We start from the raw sequence: 19,576 nt of genomic DNA on the forward strand, positions 1-19,576 counted from the left end.
GGGCGGGGCCGGGGGCGTCAGCCGTTCTTTTGCAGGGAGCGGATGACGCTGGAGAAGTCCAGGGCGCCGTTGCCTGCGATGGAGTGCATAGCGTACATGGCGCGGGCCATGCCGCCCAGGGGCGTGGAGGCCTTGACGGCCATGGCGTTTTCCTGGGCCAGGCCCAGGTCCTTGAGCATGAGGTCGGTGCCGAAGCCGCCTGCGTAGTTCTTGGAGGCGGGGGCGTTTTCGTGGACGCCGGGGAAGGGGTTGTATTTTTCCAGGGCCCAGTTGCCGCCCGAGCTGCGGCGCATGATTTCGCTGAGGACCTTGGGGTCCAGGCCGTTGGCCACGCCCAGGGCGATGGCTTCGCTGGTGCCGATCATGAGGATGCCCAGCAGCATGTTGTTGCAGATCTTGGCGGTCTGGCCCGCGCCCACGGCGCCGGCGTGGAAGATGTTGGCGCCCATTTTTTCGAGCAGGGGGCGGGCGCGCTCCAGGTCGGCGTCGCTGCCGCCGACCATGAAGGTGAGGGTGCCAGCAATGGCGCCGCCCGTGCCGCCGGAGACGGGTGCGTCGATGAAGGCGATGCCTGCGGCCTGTGCGGCCTTGGCGACCTTTTGGCTGGTGGCGGCGGCGATGGTGGAGCTGTCGATGATGAGCGCGCCCTTGGCAATGCGCTGCAGCAGGCCGGCCGCGCCGTCACGGCCGAGGAAGAGGCCTTCCACATGCTGGCTGGCGGGCAGCATGGAGACCACGGCTTCTGCGCCCTGCACGGCGTCCTCGGCGCTGGCGGCAATGCTCACGCCCTCTGCAGCGACCTTGGCGCAGGCGTCTTTGGAGAGGTCGAAGGCCTTGACCGTGTGGCCGGCCTTGTGCAGGTTGATGGCCATGGGGCCGCCCATGTTGCCGAGTCCGATGAATGCGATCTGCATGTGCTTGTCTCCTGTGTTGTGAAGCTTGTGGTGTGTCTCAGTGGACCGTGTCGTCGGTGTAGTTTTCGCCGGGGTCCATGTCGCCGGTGTCCTTGTCACCGTTCGCAATGTCGGCGCCGCGTTCCTTGAGCAGGGAGCGCAGGATGCCGCGGTGGCAGCGCGCCTCCTGCTCGCAATAGCAGCCGATGGCGAAGGCGCTGTGCTGCGAGAGGGCGGCCAGCAGGTCCAGGGTGCGGCTGGCGGCGGGCTCGGCCATTTCCTTGCGGAATTTGCGCACGAATTGCTGCCAGAGCTTGTCGGCCTCGGCCTGCTGGCCGTGGTCCTGCAGGCGGTGCGATTCGAGCGCGGTGTGCATGGTGTCGGGCTGGGGCGAGAGTTCGGGGTACCAGACGTCGTAGTAGTCGCGGCTGGCGAATTCGGCCTTGGGCACGCCGCGCGGCGGGCGGCGCACAGTGCCTATGCGCAGGCCTTCATCGGCGTGGCGGGGGCTGCCTAGCTGGACGATGCGGATGGGCATGGGGCTCTCCTGCAAAGGGGGCTTATTCGTCGCCGAAGATGGGGTGCTTGCGTGTGCGGCGCCCGGCCGGGGCGGGCGCCGCTGGCGGGGTCTTTGCGTCGGCGGGCGCGGGTTCGCTGGCCTGGGGTTTGCGCTTTTTCGGGGGCGTGGCCTTGGCTTGGGGGTTGAAGGCCAGGGCCTGGGCAATCCAGTGCTGCCACTGCTGGCGCGTGGCGTAGGCGGCGGGGCCGATGAAGAAGTAGCCGTCCATCTGGCCCTTGGACGATAGCGGGCGCAGGCCCGGCGTCTCGGCCACGGCCGCGTGCTGCGAGGGCGGCAGGCGCACCAGCAGTTCGTCGTCTTCCACGCCCAGGCACAGCTTGCCGTTGACCATGAAGACATGGCAGCCGAACATGCGCTTTTCCTGCACGTCGTCGCAGCCGGCCAGGGCTTCGCGCACGGCGTCTATGAGGTGCAGCGTGGTGTCGGAGAGCGGGCGGGCGGGCATGGCGCGGGCTGGATGTGGATGGATCAGCGGATCATGTCCGGCGCATCGCCTTCCAGCATGCGCCGCGCGATGATGACGCGCATGATTTCGTTCGTGCCTTCGAGGATCTGGTGCACGCGGGCATCGCGCATGAGGCGCTCCAGCGGGTATTCGCGGATGTAGCCGTAGCCGCCGTGCAGTTGCAGGGCCTCGTTGCAGACCATGAAGCCGGCATCGGTGGCAAAGCGCTTGGCCATGGCGCAGTAGGTGGAGGCGTCGCGCGCGCCGGCATCGAGCTTGGAGGCGGCCAGGCGCACCATCTGGCGCGCGGCCACGAGTTCGGTGGCCATGTCGGCCAGCTTGAACTGCAGGGCCTGGAAGCTGGCAATGGGCTTGCCGAACTGCTTGCGCTCGTGCATGTACTGCTGGGCCTGGGTGAGCGCGCCCTGGGCGGCGCCCACGGAGCAGGTGGCGATGTTGATGCGCCCGCCGTCCAGGCCCTTCATGGCGATCTTGAAGCCTTCGCCTTCGCGGCCCAGCAGGTTCTGGGCGGGAATGCGCACGTTGTCGAAGCTGATGACGCGCGTGGGCTGGCTGTTCCAGCCCATCTTCTCTTCTTTCTTGCCGTAGCTGATGCCGGGCAGGTCGGCGGGCACGGCAAAGGCGGAGATGCCGCTGGCGCCCGAGCCTGCGTCGCCCGTTCTGGCCATCAGCACCAGCATGTCGGTGCTGCCCGCGCCGCTGATGAAGGCCTTGGCGCCGTTGATGATGTATTCATGGCCCGCCAGTTCGGCCCGGGTCTTGAGCGAGCCGGCGTCCGAGCCCGCGCCGGGCTCGGTCAGGCAGTAGCTGGCCAGCTTGCGGCCGCTGGTCAGGGCCTCGCCCCATTCGGCGCGCACGGCGTCGGTGGCCCAGGTGCCCAGCATCCAGGTGGCCATGTTGTGGATGGTGATGAAGGCGGTGGTGGAGGGATCGACGGCGGCCAGTTCCTCGAAGACCATGGTGGCATCCAGGCGCGGCAGCTGCAGGCCGCCGGCGTTCTCGGGCGCGTACAGGCCGCAGAAACCCAGTTCGCCCGCCTTGGCGATGGCCTCGCGCGGGAAGATGGATTCACGGTCCCAGTGCGCGGCATGGGGCGCGAGTTCGGCCTGGGCAAAGGCGCGGGCCGATTCGGCAAAGGCGCGCTGGTCGTCGTTGAGTTCGAAGTCCATGGCTGGCTTGTCTCCTGCGTTGGGCTCTGGGGCCCTTGTTGTTCTGGGGGGGGCTGTCGGTGGCTGTGGGGGGCGTGCGGCGGTCAGTGCTGCAGCCAACGCTCCAGCGCCTGCATGCGCTCCTGTGTCGCGGCCGTGAGGCATTCGTGGTACAGGCGCGGGCCTTCAGGCTGGGTTTCGCTGTCGCGCGTGGCGGCCTTGCAGCGCGCCGTGCGGCCCTTGATCCAGCCGTTCTGGTCGTGGCGCAGGCCCGTGCGCTTGCCCTGGGGCAGTTGCTGCATGACGTCCAGGTAGCGGATGTTGAGCGCGGTGTCGGCCTCCTGGAAGGCCTGGACCGCGCAGGCATTGCGGCTGGCGGCGGCGGTGGAGGCCGGGTCGCAGGCTGCACCGGCCTGCGCGTGAAGGGTCAGGGGCAGGGCGGCCAGGGCGGTCAGCAAGGCGGCACCCAGGCCCCGGGAGAGGGAGGCGGTCATTGGAAAACGCATGCCGCCATCATCCCAGAGCCGGGGCCTGCCTCGGATCAATCCAGGCCCGCCCATCCGTGCATCAGCGCAGGCTGATGGTGGTGTTCACGCCCTGGCTGGTGGTGCTGTCGTCGAACCAGCGCGCCGTGACGGTCTTGGTCTGCGTGTAGAACAGCACGACCTGCTTGCCGTAGGGACCCAGGTCGCCCAGCTTGGAGGCGCGGCTGCCCGTGAAGGAGAACAGGGGAACCGGCACGGGAATCGGCACGTTGATGCCGACCTGGCCCACGTCGATGTCTTCCTGGAACTTGCGCGCCGCGGCGCCCGACTGCGTGAAGATGGCCGTGCCGTTGCCGTTGGGGTTGGCGTTGATGAACTCGATGGCCTCGTCCAGGCTGTCGGCAGCCGCCAGGCAGAGCACGGGGCCGAAGATTTCCTGGTCATACACGCTCATGCCGGGCTTGACGCCGCTGAACACGGTGGGTCCGACGAAGTTGCCCTTGTCGTAGCCGGCCACCTGGGGCTTGCGGCCGTCCAGCTCCAGCTTGGCGCCGTCGGCCAGGCCGCGTTCGATCAGGCTTTCCACACGCGACAGCGCCGCGCAGGACACCAGCGGGCCCACGTCGGTACCGGGCTCGGTGCCGCCGCTGACCTTGAGGGTCTTGGACTTTTCCACCAGCTCGGGAATCCACTTCTGCGCATCGCCCACCAGCACGGCCACCGACAGCGCCATGCAGCGCTGGCCTGCCGCGCCGAAGGCTGCGCCCAGCAGGGCGTTGAGCGTTTGCTCCTTGTTGGCGTCAGGCATGACGATGGCGTGGTTCTTGGCGCCCATCATGCATTGCACGCGCTTGCCGGCCAGGCTGGCGCGGTTGTAGACATGGGTGCCGACCTTGGTGGAGCCCACGAAGCTGATGGCCTTGATGTCGGGGTGGTCGCAGATGGCGTTGACCACGTCCTCGCCGCCGTGCACCACGTTGAGCACGCCGGGCGGAATGCCGGCTTCCAGCGCCAGCTCGCACAGGCGCATGGTGACCATGGGGTCCTGCTCGGAGGGCTTGAGCACGAAGGTGTTGCCCGTGGCAATGGCCATGGGGAACATCCACAGCGGAATCATGGCCGGGAAGTTGAAGGGGGTGATGCCCGCGCACACGCCCAGGGGCTGCAGCACGGAATAGGTGTCCACGCCGTTGGCCACGTTGTTGGCCAGCTCGCCCAGCTGCAGCGAGCCGATGTTGGCCGCATGCTCCACCACTTCCAGGCCGCGGAAGACATCGCCTTCCGCGTCAGGCAGGGTCTTGCCCTGTTCGGCGGTCAGCAGGGCGGCCAGCTCCTTCATGTTCTCGCGGATCAGCTGCTGCAGCTTCAGGAAGATGCGGGCGCGCTGGCCAATGGGGGTCTTGCGCCAGGTCTTGAAGGCTTCCTTGGCGTTGGCGACGGCGGCGTTGACCTCGTCGGGCGTGGCAAAGGGCACGCGGGCCAGCACTTCCTGCGTGGCCGGGTTGACCACATCGCGCCATTGGGTGCTTTGGGATTCGACCAGCTTGCCGTTGATCAGCAGCTTGACCGTGGGCGCCAAAACCTTGGCGGACGTGGATGCATTCATGGCTTGTCTCCTGTTGCGGTGGTGTCGGCCCGGCATGCCGTGCGCCGGGCGTTCATTGCATGGTAGCTGTGCGGTTTTTCGCAAGCAATGGAGATGTTTGCAGTATGCATGTGCGTTTTTGCACATCGGCATGCCAAGTCGGCCACGCCAAAAAACATGGCCTGCGGTGTTCGCAGGCCATGCGGGTTCAGGGCTTGAAGGCTCAGTCCGTACCGGTGGCCGGCAGGCGGTCGTCTGCAGCGGGACTGGAGTGGTGTACGGCGCGGGCGGCGGGCTTGAGCAGCGGCTCCAGCTTCACGCGGGCGCTGGCACCCAGGCCGGACTCCAGCTTGGTCAGCAGGCGCAAAAGCTCCTGCAGTTCCTCGTCTTCCAGCGGAGAGACCAGGCGGTGGTAGGCCTGGTCCACCAGCGGCACGCTGGCGGCCAGCAGGGCCCGGCCCTTTTCGGTGAGCGTGAGCTGGTGCTGGCGGCGGTCACGCGTGCTCAGCGCGCGGTGCACGTACTCGCGCTCTTCCAGCCCGCGCACCAGGCGCAGCGTGGTCACCTTGTCGAAGCCCATGGCGCGCGCCAGGGAGCTTTGGTCGGAGCCGGGGGAGGCGTCGATTAGCACCAGGGCGCCGTACTGGGGCGGCGTCAGTCCCAGGGGGCGGCATTGCTCTTCAAAAATGCCGACCGAAATCTGGTGGGCGCGCCGCAGCAAAAAGCCAGGGCGCTGATATAGCGGCAGTGGTGCAGGCGTCATCGTGTCCATATGCGTCTAGTATTCTTGCAGAGATGTCCAGTATTCATTCGATTTCCACCAATTGTGCCCATTCTGGTGCATGATTACCATGCGTTTGCATGCTAACTACAAAAGAGGTCTACATGCGAAATTTTGTTGGCAGACGGCAATTTTTGAAGACAAGCGGATTGGGAGTATTGGGTTTACCCGTAGCAGGCGCCATCGCCAGCACCGAGAGTGTGCCTCTGAAATTGATTGTGCCTTTCACTCCGGGGACTGGAATCGACACGATTGCGCGAACGATCGGGCCTTTGCTGGCCAAGCGCCAGGGCCGGCCCGTGGTGGTGGAGAACAAGCCGGGCGCCTCTGGAAATATCGGAACCGAGGCCGTTGTGCGCTCGCCTGCCAATGGCCAGACGCTTTTGGTGACAGTGAATACCCTGGTGATGAACGCATCGCTGTATCCCAAATTGCCATTCAATCCGCTGACGGACCTCGAGCCTGTAACGCTGACCAGCTGGGGGCAGCTGATTTTGGTGACGCCCACGGCCTCCGCCTATCAGACGGCGGCCGATCTGGTGAAGGCCGCCAAGGCCTCGCCGGGCCGCATCAATTACGCATCGCCGGGAGTGGGCACTCCGCACCATATGGCGATGGAGCTTTTCAAGAGCACGGCGGGCGTATCGATCACGCACATCCCTTATCGCGGAACAGGCCCGGCGCTGACGGACCTGCTGGGCGGCCAGGTGGAATGCATGTTCCTGCCCATTCATGTGGCATTGACGCATGTGAAGGCCGGCAAGCTGCGCGCGCTGGGCATTGGCAGCCAGCGGCGCCACCCGCTGCTGCCCGATGTGCCCACGCTCAAGGAGGCCAAGGCGGGCGATGTGAACGTGGATATGTGGTACGGCGTGTTTGCGCCGGCCGGCATGCCGGCGGACCAGGTCGATGCCCTCAATCGCGAGATCCGCGCGATTTTGGCGTCGGAGGAAGTCCGGCATGCCTTTGCGCCCCAGGGCATGGATCCGGCCGGCAGCACGCCGGCCGAGTTCAAGGCCCTGGTGCAAAAGGACGCCCGGCGCTGGGCCGATCTGGTCAAGGCGCGGGGGATTACCGCCGAGTAGGCGGGGCGGGCGCCAACAGCGCCCCTGGAGAAAGCATGGAGAGTCAGCGGATGAAAGTAGCGATCGTGGGGGGCGGCATCGGAGGCCTGTGCCTGGCATTGGCCCTGCATCAAAGAGGCATTGCCTGCGAAGTCTTCGAGGCCGTGCCCGAGGTCCGCGAGATCGGCGCGGGCATTACCCTGCTGCCGCATGCCATGCGCGAACTCAGCGACCTGGGCCTGCAGCCGCAGCTGGAGGCGCTGGCGATCGAGAACCTGGAGAGCGTGTTCTTCAACCGCTACGGCCAGTTCGTCTACCGCGAGCCGCGCGGCCGCCATGCCGGCTATGAGCTGCCCGAGCTGGGCATCCACCGTGGCCGCCTGCACCGCGTTCTCTTCGAGGCCGCCGTGCAGCGCCTGGGCACGGGCGCAGTGCACACGGGCCACCGCTGCGTGCGTGTGGACCAGTCGGCCCATGGCGCCACCGTGCATTTCGCGCCGGATGCCCAGGGCCATGTGCCGCCGTCGGCCACGGCCGACATCGTCGTGGCCTGCGATGGCGTCAACTCCGCCGTGCGGCGCCAGTTCTATCCGCAGGAGGAGCTGGCCTTCGGCGGCATCAACACCTGGCGCGGCGTCTCGCGCTTCAAGCCCATCCTCACGGGCAAGAGCTATCTGCGCATCGGCTCGGTCGATACCGGCAAGATGGTGATCTATCCCATCGAGGACAACGTCGACGGCCAGGGCATGCAGCGCATCAACTGGGTGGCCGAGATCCGCGACCCGCAGATGCGCATGAACGACTGGAACCGCGCAGGCCGCATGGAGGATGTGCTGGAGATTTTCGGCGGCTGGACCTTCGACTGGCTGGATGTGCCGGCCCTGATCCGCTCGGCCGAGACCATCTTCGAGTACCCCATGGTGGACAAGGACCCCGTGGACCAGTGGAGCTTCGGCCGCGTGACCCTGCTGGGCGATGCGGCCCACCCCATGTATCCGCGTGGCTCCAACGGCTCGGCCCAGGCCATGCGCGATGCGCGCGTGCTGGCCGACCTGCTGGCCGCCGACCCGCAAGGCGACCCGCTGGCGCTGCTGGCCGCCTATGAGGCCAGCCGCCTGCCCGCCACCAGCCAGGTGGTGCTGACCAACCGCTCCACGCCGCCCGACTTCATCATCATGAAGGCGGACGAACTCAGCGGCGGCCAGCCCTTCGGCCATATCGACGAGCTGATCAGCCAGGACGAGCTGCGCGCCATTGCCCGCCATTACGAGCAGGTGGCGGGGTTTGCGAATCCGCAGTCGCAGGGCTGAGGCAGGCGGCGGTCTCAATCCAGGCTGATATTCGCCTTCTGGATCAGCAGCTTGTACTGGTCCGCCTTCGTCCTGGCGAATTTCTCCATCTCCGGCACGTCCCAGGTGATGGGCTGGAAGGCGAAGGTGGCGAATTTCTCGCGCACCTGCGGGTCCTGCAGCACAGCGACCACGTCGGCGTGGATCTTGTCGCGCAGGGTGGCGTCCACGCCCTTGGGCGCCAGCAGGGAGACGAAGGAGTTCACGATCAGTTCGGCGGGGCCGCCCGATTCGGCCACGGTGGGTACGTCGGGCATCTGGGCGATGCGCTGGGGCGCGGCCACGGCCAGGTAGCGGATCTTGCCGGATTTGTAGATGCCCTGGCTGGAGGGGAGGCTGGCAAAGCTCCAGGCCGGATCGCCATTGGCCACCGAGGTGTAGAGCTGGCTGACCTCGCGGTAGGGCACATGGGTCATCTTGCTGCCGGTCAGGAAGTCCAGCCATTCGCCGCCCAGGTGGCCGGGGCTGCCCACGCCCCAGGAGCCGTAGCTGACCTTGCCGGGCTCGGACTTGGCCGCCTTGATCAGGTCGCCCATGCTCTTCCAGGGCGAGTTCGTGGGCACGGCCACGAAAAAGGGCGTGAGGAACAGCGGCGCCACCGGGTCGAAGTGCTGCAGCGGATGGAAGTTGCGCTGCTTGTAGAGGTAGGGCAGGGCGGAGACATGTTCGCTGTCGAGCTGCAGCAGCGTGTAGCCGTCGGGCTTGGCGCGGCGTGCGGCTTCGATGGCGACAAAGCCGCCGCCGCCTGGGCGGTTGTCCACGGTCACGCCCTGCTTCCAGCGGGCGGAAAGCTTTTCTCCCACGATGCGCAGCACGGCGTCCGGGCCGCTGCCCACGGCAAAGGCCGTGATCACGGTGACGGGGCGCGTGGGAAAGCTGGCGGCGCTGCTGGAGCCTGCCTGCGCCCAGGCGCAATGCAGCGGGGCGATGGAGGCCAGCAGCAGGGCGGCGCCTGCGAGGGCCTTGCGGCGGGAGGGGGCGGTGCCGAGGCGGCTGGATGGGGATGCTTTCACAGTCTGTCTCCTGTTRGATCTGCTTTTTTCACTGCTTGCAATGCCCCGGTCCTTCTGGCGAGGACTCGGGGCGGGTTAGGGCTGCCGGCAAAGGTGCGGCGGGGTTCAGGCGAGGTTCAGCCGGCGTCAGGCTGGGCCAGGGGCGCGGCCTGCGCAAAGGCGGGCAGGGCCGCGCAGGCCCTGTCCACTGCGCTGATCAGCGGCCAGCGGTCCAGGTCCACGCCAAAGCGGCGTGCGCTTTCGATCTGGGGAACCAGGTAGACATCGGCCAGCGTGGGTGCGTGGCCGAAGCAGAAGTCGCCGCGCCGCGTGTCTTGCGCCAGCAGGGCCTCGATGGCGTCGAAGCCGTCGGCAATCCAGGTGGCGCACCAGGCATTGATGGCGGCTTCGTCCGCACCGAACTGGCGGCGCAGGGTCTGCAGGATGCGGCGGTTGTTGATGGGATGCACGTCGCAGCCCACGATGGCGGCCAGCGCGCGCACCTGGGCGCGGTCCTCGGGGTCGGCGGGCAGCAGCGGCGGCTCGGGGTGGCGCTCTTCCAGCCATTCGATGATGGCCGGCGACTGGATCAGCGTGCGGCCATCGTCCAGCGTCAGCGCCGGCACCAGGCCCTGCGGGTTGACCTGCTTGAACGGCGCCTGGGCCTGCTCGTCCACGCGCAGGTCCACGGGGAAGTAGTCAGGGCGCAGGCCCTTGAGGTGGAGCGCGATGCGCAGGCGGTGCGAGGTGCCGCTGCGGAAAAAGCTGTAGAGCTTCATGGTGGTGGTCTCCCCGGTCTTATTCAGGCTGGCCCACGGTGAGCGCGATCTCGCCCACGCCCTGCACATGGCCGGTGATGCGGTCGCCCGGCAGCACGGCGCCCACGCCTTCGGGCGTGCCCGTGTAGATGAGGTCGCCGGGTTGCAGGTGATAGAACAGCGAGAGGTCGGCAATGATTTCGCGGATGTTCCAGATCAGCTTGTCCACGTCGGACTGCTGCCTGGTCTCGCCATTGACGGCCAGTGCAATGGCGCCGGATTCGATCACCTGGCCCGGCATGGGCACGATCTCGCTGGCTACCGAGGACTGCTCCACATCCTTGCCCAGGTCCCAGGGCCGGCCCTTGTCGCGCGCCACCAGCTGCAGGTCGCGGCGCGTCATGTCCAGCCCGCAGGCGTAGCCGTAGATGTGTTCATGCGCCTGGTCCGCCGCAATGCGAAAGCCCGCCTTGCCGATGGCCACCACCAGCTCCATCTCGAAGTGGTAGTTGTTCGTCTCGGGCGGGTAGGCCACGGTGGCACCCGATTCGGTCAGCGTGGACGGCGCCTTGGTGAAGTAGAAGGGCCGCTCCACGCTTTTGTCCACGGGGCGGCCCATCTCGACGGCATGGGCGTGGTAGTTGCGGCCCACGAAGAACAGGCGGTTCACGGGCAGGCGCTGCGTGCTGCCGCGCACGGGCAGGGATTGGACGGGGGGCGGGGTCCAGAGGTATTGGGGGGCGGTCATGGTATTGGCGATGGGGGCGTAAAGAGACATCGGAGGATTCAAGGCCGGACCTCGTAGAGGCCCAGCTTTCGGTGCAAAGGCGCCTCGTCGGCCAGGAAGAGGAAGGCGGGCTCGCTGGCGCTGGCATTGGTCAGCGTGGCGGGCGCCCAGCCGGGCACGCAGCAGGTGTCGGCCGGGGCCAGGTCGAAATGGCGGTCCACGGCGGCCACGCTGGCGCCGCCCTCGATGACATGGAACACGCAGGCCGGCGAGCGCGCGGGCAGCTGCAGCGTCTGGCCCGGGCGCAGCATCAGCGCGTAGAAGCCCAGGATGTTTTCGCAGTCGGCCCCGGTCTCGGGGTTGGTGTAGGCCAGCTGCACGCAGTCCAGGTCGGGGCGGTCGGCGGCCAGCTCCAGCAGCGCGGCGCGGGCATCCTTCCACGGGTAGCGCAGCATGGGGTAGGCCTTGGCGCTGCGGGCGAACACCTGCGTGGGTGCCAGGCCGCCGCGCGCATATGCCCGGTCGCCACGGCCGGGCAGGGCGGGCTGGCGCGGGCCGTCCACGTGGTAGGTGACTTCCAGGTAGTAGGCCAGGGGCAGGTCCAGCACATCGAGCCAGACCACGGGCTCGTCGCCGTCATGGCCATGCTCGTGCCACAGGCCCGTGGGCGTGAGGATCAGGTCGCCGCGCTCCATAGGGCATTTCTCGCCGTCGACCAGGCTCCAGGCGCCCTGGCCTTCCACCACCATGCGCACGGCATTGGGCGTGTGGCGGTGCGAGGGCGCCCACTCGCCGGGCAGCAGCAGCTGCATGCCCAGGTAGATGGAGGAGCTGGCCTGCATCTTCTCCAGCCCATGGCCGGGGTTGGCCAGCACCAGCACGCGGCGCTCGGCCTTTTCGATGGGCGTCAGCTCGCCGGCCTGCATCAGCAGCGGACGGATGGCCTGGTAGGGCCAGGCAATCGGCTGGGTGCGCGGGCGCGGCGTGTGCGGCGGCATCACGTTGCGCAGGCTGGGCCACAGCGGCACCAGGTTGTTGCGCGCGAGTTCGTCGCGGTAGTCCTGGGGCAGGTCTTCCAGGCGGCCAAGTTCTTGCATGGCGGTCTCCTTGTGTTCAGTCTTCGGCGAGGCAGGTTTCGGCCTTCCAGCCGTACAGCCATTCCATGGCGTCGTAGAAACGCTGGGGCGTGCGGCCCTTCCAGAGGTCGTTGCGCACCAGGCGCTCCACGCCGCTGGCGTGGAAGATGCGGCCCATCTCGCGCGCGGACAGCACCACGCGCGCCGTGCGGGCGATGCGCGAGCGCTCGTACAGCCGCAGCGCCTGCGGCCAGTCGTTGCCGCAGCGCTTGAGCGCCTGGCCCAGCGTCACGGCGTCTTCCAGCGCCATGCAGGCGCCCTGGGCGATGTACTGCAGGGTAGGGTGGGCCGCATCGCCCAGCAGCGTGGCGCGGCCGAAGCTCCACTGGCCAATGGGCTCGCGGTCGGCCGTGGCCCAGCGCTTCCAGCTTTTGGGCAGGTCTATGAGCTGGCGTGCGCGCGGGCAGCAATCCCGGTAGTAGCTTTGCACCTCTTGGCGGCTGCCTTCGCGCACGCCCCATTCCTCCTGCTCGCGGCTGTGGAAGGTGACGACCACGTTGTACTGCTCGCCGCCGCGCAGCGGGTAGTGCACCAGGTGGTAGTTGGGGCCGACCCAGATGCTGGCCGCGTTCCAGCGCAGGTCCTCGGGGAAGTCGTTCTTCTCCACCACGGCGCGGTACACCACGTGGCCGGAGACACGCGCCGCATCGCCCACGTACTGCTGGCGCACCACGGACTTCACGCCATCGGCGCCGATCAGGGCCTGGCCCACATGGACCTGGCCGTGCTGGTCGCGCACGGTGACGGTGTCACCCTCCTGCTGCACGGCTTCGATGCGCGTGCCCGTCAGCGTCTCGATTTGGCCGTGGGTGCGCGCGCCTTCAAGCAGCGAGGTGTGGATGTCGGCGCGGTGGATCACCGCATACGGGTTGCCGAAGCGGGCGCGAAACGCCTCGCCCGTGGGAATGCGGCCGACCAGCCGCTCATCGAGCGCGTCGTGCATCACCATCTCGTCGGTATAGACGGCGCGGCCACGGGCCAGCTCGCCAATGCCCAGCGCGTCGAAGGCCGCGAATGCGTTGGGCCCCAGCTGTATGCCGGCGCCGATCTCGCCCAGCTGCGGCGCCTGCTCCAGCACCTTGACGGCGAATCCCTGGCGCGCCAGGGCCAGCGCGGCCGCCACGCCGCCAATGCCGCCGCCTGCCACAAGAACGGGCAGCGCCCGGGAAGAAATGCTGGTGCTCATGGATGTCCTGTGCTTCGTGGTGCGTGTCGCCAGCCTGCGGGTCAGCTGCGTCGCGACTAATTAAACAGTATGCTGACGATGAGTGTAGTGTTGATTTGCATCAGGCCAGCCTGGGGTTTCCCTGGATGCAGGCAAAACGGCGGTGGACAGCGTGTCCGGGTGAATCACCTGTCCGCGAGCCAACGCCAACGGAGGGCGCGGTTCATGCGAACATCTGCGCTTGCCCGCAGGGACCCGGAAAAGAGCGCAATGGCCATGGACTACCAACCCGCAGAACTAGAAAACTACCCCGGCTACCACATCCGCCGCCTGCAGCAGATCGCGGTAGCCGTCTTCATGGAAGAGACCCAGGAATTCGGCGTGACCCCCGTGCAGTACGCGGCGCTGTCTGCCGTGCTGCGCCAGCCCGGCGTGGACCAGCGCACGCTGGCGCGGATGATCGGTTTCGACACCTCCACCATTGGCAGCGTCATCGACCGGCTGGAGGCGCGCGGCCTCATGGTGCGCAACACCAGCCCGGCCGACCGGCGCGTGCGCCTGCTGTCGGTCACCGCAGAAGGCGCCGCGCTGCTGGCCGCTGCCGAGCCCTCGGTGCTGCGGGCCCAGCAGCGCATGCTGGAGCCGCTGCCGCAGGAGCAGCGGGGCCTGTTCATGGACATGATGGCCGTCCTGGTGCGGCAAAACGACGAGCTGGCGCGTGCGCCCAGCACGCTGGCCGCGCGCCGCGCCGCAGCCGACTGAGGCGGCCTCGACCCATGGACTGGGACCACCTGAGATTCTTTGGCGAGCTGGCGCGCAGCGGCAGCATGGCCGCCGCCGCGCGGCAACTGGGCGTGGAGCACACCACGGTGTCGCGCCGCATCCAGGCTCTGGAAAAGCAGCTGGGGGCCGTGCTCTTCGAGCGCGAGGCGGGCCAATGGCGGCCCACGGAGGCCGGCCGACAACTGCTGGGTGTGGCAGACGCCATGCAGCGCGCCGCAGCCGGGCTGGACCGCATGCCGCTGGCGGCCGAATCCGCCAGCCAGGGCCCGTCCGGCCTGGTGCGCGTGGGCGCCACGGAGGGCTTCGGCACCCAGCTGCTGGCCCCGCAGCTGGCCGCGCTGACGCAGCGCCATCCGCTGCTGAGCATCGACCTGCTGGCCCTGCCGCGCCTGCTGCACCTGTCGCGGCGCGAGGCCGACATCGTCATCTCTCTGGAGCGCCCCACGCGCGGCTCGGCCGTGGTCACCAAGCTCACGGACTACCGGCTGTTCCTCTACGGCCAGCGCGAATACCTTGCGCGCCGTCCGCTGGTGGCGCGCACCGAGGACCTGCGCCACCACAGCTTCATCCACTATGTGGACGACCTGCTGTTCACGCGCGAGCTGCAGCTGCTGTCCACCCTGTTCCAGCCCGAGCGCTTTGCCTTTCGCAGCACCAGCATCACCGCCCAGTACGAGGCCGTGCGCGCCGGCGCCGGCCTGGCCGTGCTGCCCGCCTTCATCGCCGACCGCGACCCCGTGCTCAGCCGCGTGCTGCCCGCCGAGGCCTGCTTCACCCGCACCTTCTGGATGAGCATGCCCTCGGATGCCCGGCAGGTTCAGCGCATCGAAGCGGTCTGGGGGTTTCTGAGGGAGGCTGTGCAGGGGATGCGGGAACTGCTCAGTCCCCGGAGTTGAAGTGGCCCGAAACTGAAAGGAGTGCACATGTCGCGTGAAATCAGGCTACCGCACCCAGGAGAAATCCTGATGCAGGAGTGGCTCGAACCCATGGGCCTGAGCCAGTACGCGTTGGCAAAGGCCATCGATGTGCCGCCCCGGCGCATCAACGAGATCGTGAAGGGCATGCGCGGCATCACGGCGGATACGGCGCTGCGCCTTGCGGTCTTCTTTGGCACGGACGCGCAAAGCTGGCTCAACCTGCAGTCCGACTACGACCTTGCCGAAGCCCGCGATGCCATGGCGGACGTGCTGGCGCGAATCCAGCGGTTTGAGCCCACGCATCCCTGAGCGACCTCAGGACGCCCTCTGCCGTCCGCAGCATGATGCGTCTCCGGCGGTGGTTTGCCCCTGCCGCTATACTGCCCGCCCCGAATCTCGTCATCCGACAGCAGGATCTTCCGGCATGCGCCTCCAAGCCCTTTTGCGTCCACTGGTGTACCTGAGCCTGGCGGGGCTGGCCGCTTGCGGCAGCAACCCGCCCAGCCCCTCGGCGGCCACGCCCGAGTCCACGCCCACCGCGCCGGGCACACCCGTGGCACCCATCAGGATCGGCCTGGCTCTGGGCGGTGGGGCCGTGAAGGGCTTTGCCCATATCGGCGTCATCAAGATGCTGGAAGCCAATGGCCTTGCGCCTGCGGTGGTGTCCGGCACCAGCGCGGGCAGCGTGGTGGGGGCGCTGTATGCGAGCGGCATGAACGCCTTCGAGCTGCAGGAAAAGGCCGTGGCGCTGGATGAGACCAGGATCCGCGACCTGCAGCTGTCCTCGGGCGGCCTGCTGGTGGGCCAGAAGCTGGAAGACTATGTGAACGAACAGGTGGGCCGCAAGCCGCTCGAGCAACTGGCCAAGCCCTTCGTGGCCGTGTCCACGCGGCTGGAAGACGGCGAGCGCACCGTGTTCGCGCGCGGCAATACGGGGCAGGCGGTGCGTGCCTCCAGCAGCATTCCGGGTGTGTTCCAGCCCGTGGCCATAGGCAAGTTCCACTTCGTCGATGGCGGCATCACCAGCCCCGTGCCCGTGGACGCCGCGCGCCAGCTGGGCGCCGACCTGGTGATTGCCGTGGACATCTCCAACAAGGCCCGTGGCAAGGCGCCCGAGAACATGCTGGGCGCACTGGGCCAGTCCATTGCCATCATGGGCCAGAAGCTGGGCCAGGCCGAGCTGGCCCGCGCTGACATCACCATCCGCCCCAAGGTGCTGGACATCGGCCCGGCCGACTTCACCCAGCGCGCCAGCGCCATTCTTGAGGGCGAAAAGGCCGCCGTGGCCGCCATGCCCCAGATCCGCGAGCGCATCGCTCAGCTGCAGGCCGAGCGTGCCAAGGCCGCGAAGCTGGCGCAGCAAAAGGCGGCCGAAGCCCAGCACCAGGCCTGCCTGGACCAGCGCTCGCGCATGCAGAAGCTGGCGGAGATGGCGGGTATGGAAGAGGCATGCAACAAGCCCTGAGGGCCGGGGCATTGCGATGAATGGAGCGCTGCACAAAGGTGCAATGCTTTGTCGCTTCGTTTGTAAATAAATGTATACAATCCTCCGCTGATTGAAATCCGGGCGTGTTTGCCATGGGCTTTGTTCAGTCAGTCAATCTCAATAATTTGAGCATCGGAGGGAGAAGAAATGACAAAGATCGCCGTAGTCGCGCTTGCCAGCTTTCTGTTGGTGGGCTGTGCATCCGTGAAGATGGAAAGCAAGGAAGCTTCGCAAAAAGCCAAGGAGTTCAACCCGCCGACCGCTGGCAATTCAGGCCTCTACATTTACCGGGACAGCGTGGTGGGCCGGGCTCTCAAGAAGGATGTCTGGGTCAACGAAAAGTGCGTTGGCGAGACCGCTCCCGACGTCTTTTTCTACACGGAAGTGGCGGGCAACCAGAACCATACCGTCTCCACCGAGTCCGAGTTCTCGCCCAATACGCTGCCGTTGGCGACGGAAACCGGCAAACACTATTTCGTGCGGCAGTACATGAAGATCGGTGTTTTTGTCGGAGGCGCCAATCTGGAGCTGATTCCCGAGACCGAGGGCAAGGCTGCGGTAACCAAGCTGGAACTGGCCACAAGCGGCACCTGCAGCAAATAACTGCCACTTCAAAGTACAGCTTTCTCGCTATGGCTGTCGCGCACCCCCCGGGTACATGGCCGGGCGGTGCGCTCGCATGATCATCTTTTACCCATACACCGGATACCGACGGCACAGCTCCGTCACCTGATCGCGCACCTGCGCCGCTACCTTGGCAAAGCGGTCGCCCTCCAACGCATCGAGCACATCGCACAGCCAGCCGGCCAGCTGTTCGCACTGCGCCTGGCCGAAGCCGCGCGTGGTGACGGCGGGCGTGCCTATGCGCAGGCCCGAGGTCACGAAGGGCGAGCGCGGGTCGTTGGGCACGGTGTTCTTGTTGGTGGTGATGTGCGCCTCGCTGAGCGCGGCGTCGGCGTCCTTGCCGGTGTAGCTGCGGTCGGACAGGTCGATCAGCATCAGGTGGTTGTCCGTGCCGCCCGAGACGATGCGGTAGCCGCGCTGCTGGATCACGGCGGCCATGGCGCGGGCGTTGGCCAGCACCTGGCGCTGGTAGGCCTTGAAGCCGGGCTGCAGCGCCTCCTTGAAGGCGACGGCCTTGGCGGCGATCACATGCATCAGCGGCCCGCCCTGCGCGCCGGGGAACACGGCCGAGCTCAGGCGGCGGTTGAAGGTTTCGTCCTGTCCCTTGGACAGGATCAGGCCGCCGCGCGGGCCGCGCAGCGTCTTGTGCGTGGTGCTGGTGACCACATGCGCGTGGGGCAGGGGGCTGGGGTATTCGCCCGCAGCCACCAGGCCTGCGACATGGGCCATGTCCACCCAGAACACGGCGCCCACCTTGTCGGCAATGGCGCGCATGCGGGCCCAGTCCTTGTGGCGCGAGTAGGCAGAGAAGCCGCCGATGAGCATGCGGGGCCGGTGCTCCAGGGCGATGCGCTCCATCTCGTCGTAGTCGATCAGGCCCGTGGCGGGGTCCAGGCCGTAGGGGACGATGCGGTAGTGGCGGCCCGAGAAGTTGGACGGGTTGCCATGCGTCAGGTGGCCGCCCTGGGCCAGGTTCATGCCCATGACGGTGTCGCCGGGCTGGGCCAGCGCCAGGAACACGGCGGCATTGGCCTGGGCGCCGGCATGGGGCTGCACGTTGGCGTAGTCGCAGTCGAACAGCGCCATGGCGCGTTCCACGGCCAGGCGCTCGGCCACGTCCACGTTCTCGCAGCCGCTGTAGTAGCGCTTGCCGGGGTAGCCCTCGGCGTACTTGTTGGTGAAGACCGAGTTCTGCACCGCCATCACCAGCGGGCTGGCGTAGTTTTCGGAGGCGATGAGTTCCACATGGTCTTCCTGGCGGCGTTTCTCGCTCTGGATGGCCTTGGCCAGCTGCAGGTCGAAGTCGGCCAGGGTCAGGGATGCGTCGTACATGGGTGAATGGTTCCTGTATGGGGGCAAGGGCTGTAGGGAGCGATGGTCATGCAGCCGCCAGCTGGCCTGCGGCGGGTGCGCCTGCCTGCGCGGCGCTGGCCGACTCCAGCAGGCAGGCCAGGCGGGCGACGATGTCGTCGATCTGGCGCTCGTCGCAGATCAGCGGCGGCAGCAGGCGGATGGTGGATTCGCGCGTCACCGTGATCAGCAGGCGCTGCTGGGCCAGCGCGCGGCCCACCAGGTCCTGGCAGTTGCGGTTCAGCTCGATGCCCACCATCAGGCCCTGGCCGCGCACGGCCAGCACGTCGGGGTGGCCGTGCAGCGCCTGCTGCAGGCCGTTGAGCAGGCGCCGGCCCAGTTGCCTGGCGCGGCCGGGGATGTCCTCGGTCTCCATGATGTCCAGCACCGTGCAACCCACGCGGCAGGCCAGCGGGTTGCCGCCAAAGGTGGAGCCATGCTGGCCGGGCGAGATCAGGTCGGCCGCAGGCCCGCGCGCCAGGCAGGCGCCGATCGGAATGCCGTTGCCCAGGGCCTTGGCCAGGGTCATCACATCGGGGGCGATGCCCGCGTGCTGGTGGCCGAACCAGGCGCCGGTGCGTCCCAGGCCGGTCTGGATCTCGTCCAGCATCAGCAGCCAGCCGTGCCGGTCGCACAGGCTGCGCAGCTGGCGCAGGTAGTCGGGGCTGGCCAGGCGGATGCCGCCTTCGCCCTGCACGGGCTCGATCAGCACGGCCACGATGTCGCCATGCTGGGCGGCGGCGTGGTGCACGGCCGCGATGTCGTCATAGGGCACGCGCACGAAGCCCGGCATCAGCGGCTCGAAGCCGCGCTGCTTGGCCGGGTTGCCCGTGGCCGACAGCGTGGCCAGCGTGCGGCCGTGAAAGCCGTTGTCCATCACCAGGATCTGCGGCCGCGCCACCTGCCTGCGGTGGCCGTGCAGGCGCGCCAGCTTGAGCGCGGCCTCGTTGGCCTCGGCGCCAGAGTTGCAGAAAAAGGCCGTCTCCATGCCGGCCAGGGCGCACAGGCGCTGGCCCAGGCGTTCCTGCCAGTCGATGCGGAACACGTTTGAGGTGTGCAGCAGCAGGCCGGCCTGCTCGGCGATCACGGCGGCGATCTCCGGGTGCGCGTGGCCCAGGGCGGTCACGGCCACGCCCGCAATGGCGTCCAGGTATTCGGTGCCGTGCTCGTCCCAGAGCCGGGCCCCACGGCCACGGACGAAGGAGACGGGCTGGCGGGCATAGGCCTTCATCAGGCGGGAATCAAGGGGTTGCATGGCTTTTTGCATGTCAAGGTCCTCAAGCGGGG

The 19,576-nt window shown here is 67.6% G+C and carries 21 protein-coding genes; 7 read left to right on the forward strand and 14 right to left on the reverse strand.

Annotated features, from left to right (window positions below):
* Positions 1–17: 17 nt before the first annotated feature.
* The 7 genes from mmsB to GRX31_RS24240 all read right to left on the reverse strand — a co-directional run bounded on the left by mmsB (position 18) and on the right by GRX31_RS24240 (position 5,920).
* Entirely contained in the window at positions 18–914 is an 897-nt protein-coding gene (gene mmsB, locus GRX31_RS24210; RefSeq protein ID WP_047219002.1) for a 3-hydroxyisobutyrate dehydrogenase, read from the reverse strand.
* 37 nt (positions 915–951) lie between these two features.
* Positions 952–1,431, reverse strand: a complete 480-nt coding sequence (locus tag GRX31_RS24215) for a DUF488 domain-containing protein (RefSeq protein WP_016446002.1) — start codon at positions 1,429–1,431, stop codon at positions 952–954.
* A gap of 22 nt (positions 1,432–1,453) precedes the next feature.
* On the reverse strand, positions 1,454–1,918 hold the full coding sequence (locus GRX31_RS24220) for a TfoX/Sxy family protein (protein ID WP_160855249.1): 465 nt from the start codon (positions 1,916–1,918) through the stop codon (positions 1,454–1,456).
* A 23-nt stretch (positions 1,919–1,941) separates the two neighbouring features.
* The gene (locus GRX31_RS24225) at positions 1,942–3,108 is read right to left on the reverse strand and encodes an acyl-CoA dehydrogenase family protein (RefSeq protein ID WP_016446004.1); all 1,167 of its coding nucleotides are present in this window, start codon (positions 3,106–3,108) and stop codon (positions 1,942–1,944) included.
* An 83-nt stretch (positions 3,109–3,191) separates the two neighbouring features.
* Positions 3,192–3,593: a lysozyme inhibitor LprI family protein gene (locus GRX31_RS24230; protein ID WP_052151730.1), complete on the reverse strand. Its 402-nt coding sequence runs from the start codon at positions 3,591–3,593 to the stop codon at positions 3,192–3,194.
* A 61-nt stretch (positions 3,594–3,654) separates the two neighbouring features.
* Positions 3,655–5,178, reverse strand: coding sequence for a CoA-acylating methylmalonate-semialdehyde dehydrogenase (locus GRX31_RS24235; RefSeq protein WP_012205523.1), 1,524 nt, complete (start codon positions 5,176–5,178; stop codon positions 3,655–3,657).
* A gap of 202 nt (positions 5,179–5,380) precedes the next feature.
* A complete protein-coding gene (locus GRX31_RS24240; RefSeq protein ID WP_227468525.1) occupies positions 5,381–5,920 on the reverse strand; it encodes a MarR family winged helix-turn-helix transcriptional regulator in 540 nt (179 codons plus the stop codon).
* Between the two features lie 122 nt (positions 5,921–6,042).
* Between GRX31_RS24240 and GRX31_RS24245 the strand changes: the two genes are divergently transcribed.
* Positions 6,043–7,023: a tripartite tricarboxylate transporter substrate binding protein gene (locus tag GRX31_RS24245; protein WP_016446007.1), complete on the forward strand. Its 981-nt coding sequence runs from the start codon at positions 6,043–6,045 to the stop codon at positions 7,021–7,023.
* 50 nt (positions 7,024–7,073) lie between these two features.
* A complete protein-coding gene (locus GRX31_RS24250) occupies positions 7,074–8,312 on the forward strand; it encodes a flavin-dependent oxidoreductase (protein WP_160855251.1) in 1,239 nt (412 codons plus the stop codon).
* Positions 8,313–8,326: 14 nt separating this feature from the next.
* Here the strand turns inward: GRX31_RS24250 and GRX31_RS24255 are convergent, their stop codons facing one another.
* From GRX31_RS24255 to GRX31_RS24275, 5 genes are all read right to left on the reverse strand, one after another.
* Positions 8,327–9,364 (reverse strand): tripartite tricarboxylate transporter substrate-binding protein, encoded by a 1,038-nt coding sequence (locus GRX31_RS24255; RefSeq protein WP_160855253.1) that lies wholly within the window; start codon positions 9,362–9,364, stop codon positions 8,327–8,329.
* A 116-nt stretch (positions 9,365–9,480) separates the two neighbouring features.
* The gene (maiA, locus tag GRX31_RS24260; protein ID WP_063326193.1) at positions 9,481–10,122 is read right to left on the reverse strand and encodes a maleylacetoacetate isomerase; all 642 of its coding nucleotides are present in this window, start codon (positions 10,120–10,122) and stop codon (positions 9,481–9,483) included.
* 19 nt (positions 10,123–10,141) lie between these two features.
* Positions 10,142–10,849, reverse strand: a complete 708-nt coding sequence (locus GRX31_RS24265; RefSeq protein ID WP_034393430.1) for a fumarylacetoacetate hydrolase family protein — start codon at positions 10,847–10,849, stop codon at positions 10,142–10,144.
* Between the two features lie 38 nt (positions 10,850–10,887).
* Positions 10,888–11,925, reverse strand: a complete 1,038-nt coding sequence (locus GRX31_RS24270) for a cupin domain-containing protein (RefSeq protein WP_160855255.1) — start codon at positions 11,923–11,925, stop codon at positions 10,888–10,890.
* A 16-nt stretch (positions 11,926–11,941) separates the two neighbouring features.
* Positions 11,942–13,150: a 3-hydroxybenzoate 6-monooxygenase gene (locus GRX31_RS24275; protein ID WP_047218634.1), complete on the reverse strand. Its 1,209-nt coding sequence runs from the start codon at positions 13,148–13,150 to the stop codon at positions 11,942–11,944.
* A gap of 204 nt (positions 13,151–13,354) precedes the next feature.
* Here GRX31_RS24275 and GRX31_RS24280 point away from each other — a divergent pair, with 204 nt between their 5' ends.
* The 5 genes from GRX31_RS24280 to GRX31_RS24300 all read left to right on the forward strand — a co-directional run bounded on the left by GRX31_RS24280 (position 13,355) and on the right by GRX31_RS24300 (position 16,918).
* Positions 13,355–13,891, forward strand: a complete 537-nt coding sequence (locus GRX31_RS24280) for a MarR family winged helix-turn-helix transcriptional regulator (RefSeq protein WP_012205532.1) — start codon at positions 13,355–13,357, stop codon at positions 13,889–13,891.
* A gap of 14 nt (positions 13,892–13,905) precedes the next feature.
* A complete protein-coding gene (locus GRX31_RS24285; RefSeq protein WP_160855257.1) occupies positions 13,906–14,808 on the forward strand; it encodes a LysR family transcriptional regulator in 903 nt (300 codons plus the stop codon).
* A gap of 27 nt (positions 14,809–14,835) precedes the next feature.
* Complete coding sequence (locus tag GRX31_RS24290; RefSeq protein WP_160855259.1) at positions 14,836–15,138, forward strand: HigA family addiction module antitoxin; 303 nt, start codon at positions 14,836–14,838, stop codon at positions 15,136–15,138.
* A gap of 115 nt (positions 15,139–15,253) precedes the next feature.
* A complete protein-coding gene (locus GRX31_RS24295; RefSeq protein ID WP_160855261.1) occupies positions 15,254–16,294 on the forward strand; it encodes a patatin-like phospholipase family protein in 1,041 nt (346 codons plus the stop codon).
* Positions 16,295–16,462: 168 nt separating this feature from the next.
* The gene (locus tag GRX31_RS24300; RefSeq protein WP_071955834.1) at positions 16,463–16,918 is read left to right on the forward strand and encodes a DUF2846 domain-containing protein; all 456 of its coding nucleotides are present in this window, start codon (positions 16,463–16,465) and stop codon (positions 16,916–16,918) included.
* An 87-nt stretch (positions 16,919–17,005) separates the two neighbouring features.
* Here GRX31_RS24300 and glyA read toward each other — a convergent pair whose 3' ends face one another.
* Together glyA and GRX31_RS24310 are read right to left on the reverse strand one after the other, a co-directional pair.
* Positions 17,006–18,271, reverse strand: coding sequence for a serine hydroxymethyltransferase (glyA, locus tag GRX31_RS24305; protein WP_160855278.1), 1,266 nt, complete (start codon positions 18,269–18,271; stop codon positions 17,006–17,008).
* A gap of 46 nt (positions 18,272–18,317) precedes the next feature.
* Positions 18,318–19,556 (reverse strand): aspartate aminotransferase family protein, encoded by a 1,239-nt coding sequence (locus tag GRX31_RS24310; protein WP_080945312.1) that lies wholly within the window; start codon positions 19,554–19,556, stop codon positions 18,318–18,320.
* Between the last annotated feature and the right edge of the window lie 20 nt (positions 19,557–19,576).

Source organism: Delftia sp. CH05 (assembly GCF_009827015.1).
GTDB lineage: Bacteria > Pseudomonadota > Gammaproteobacteria > Burkholderiales > Burkholderiaceae_C > Comamonas > Comamonas tsuruhatensis.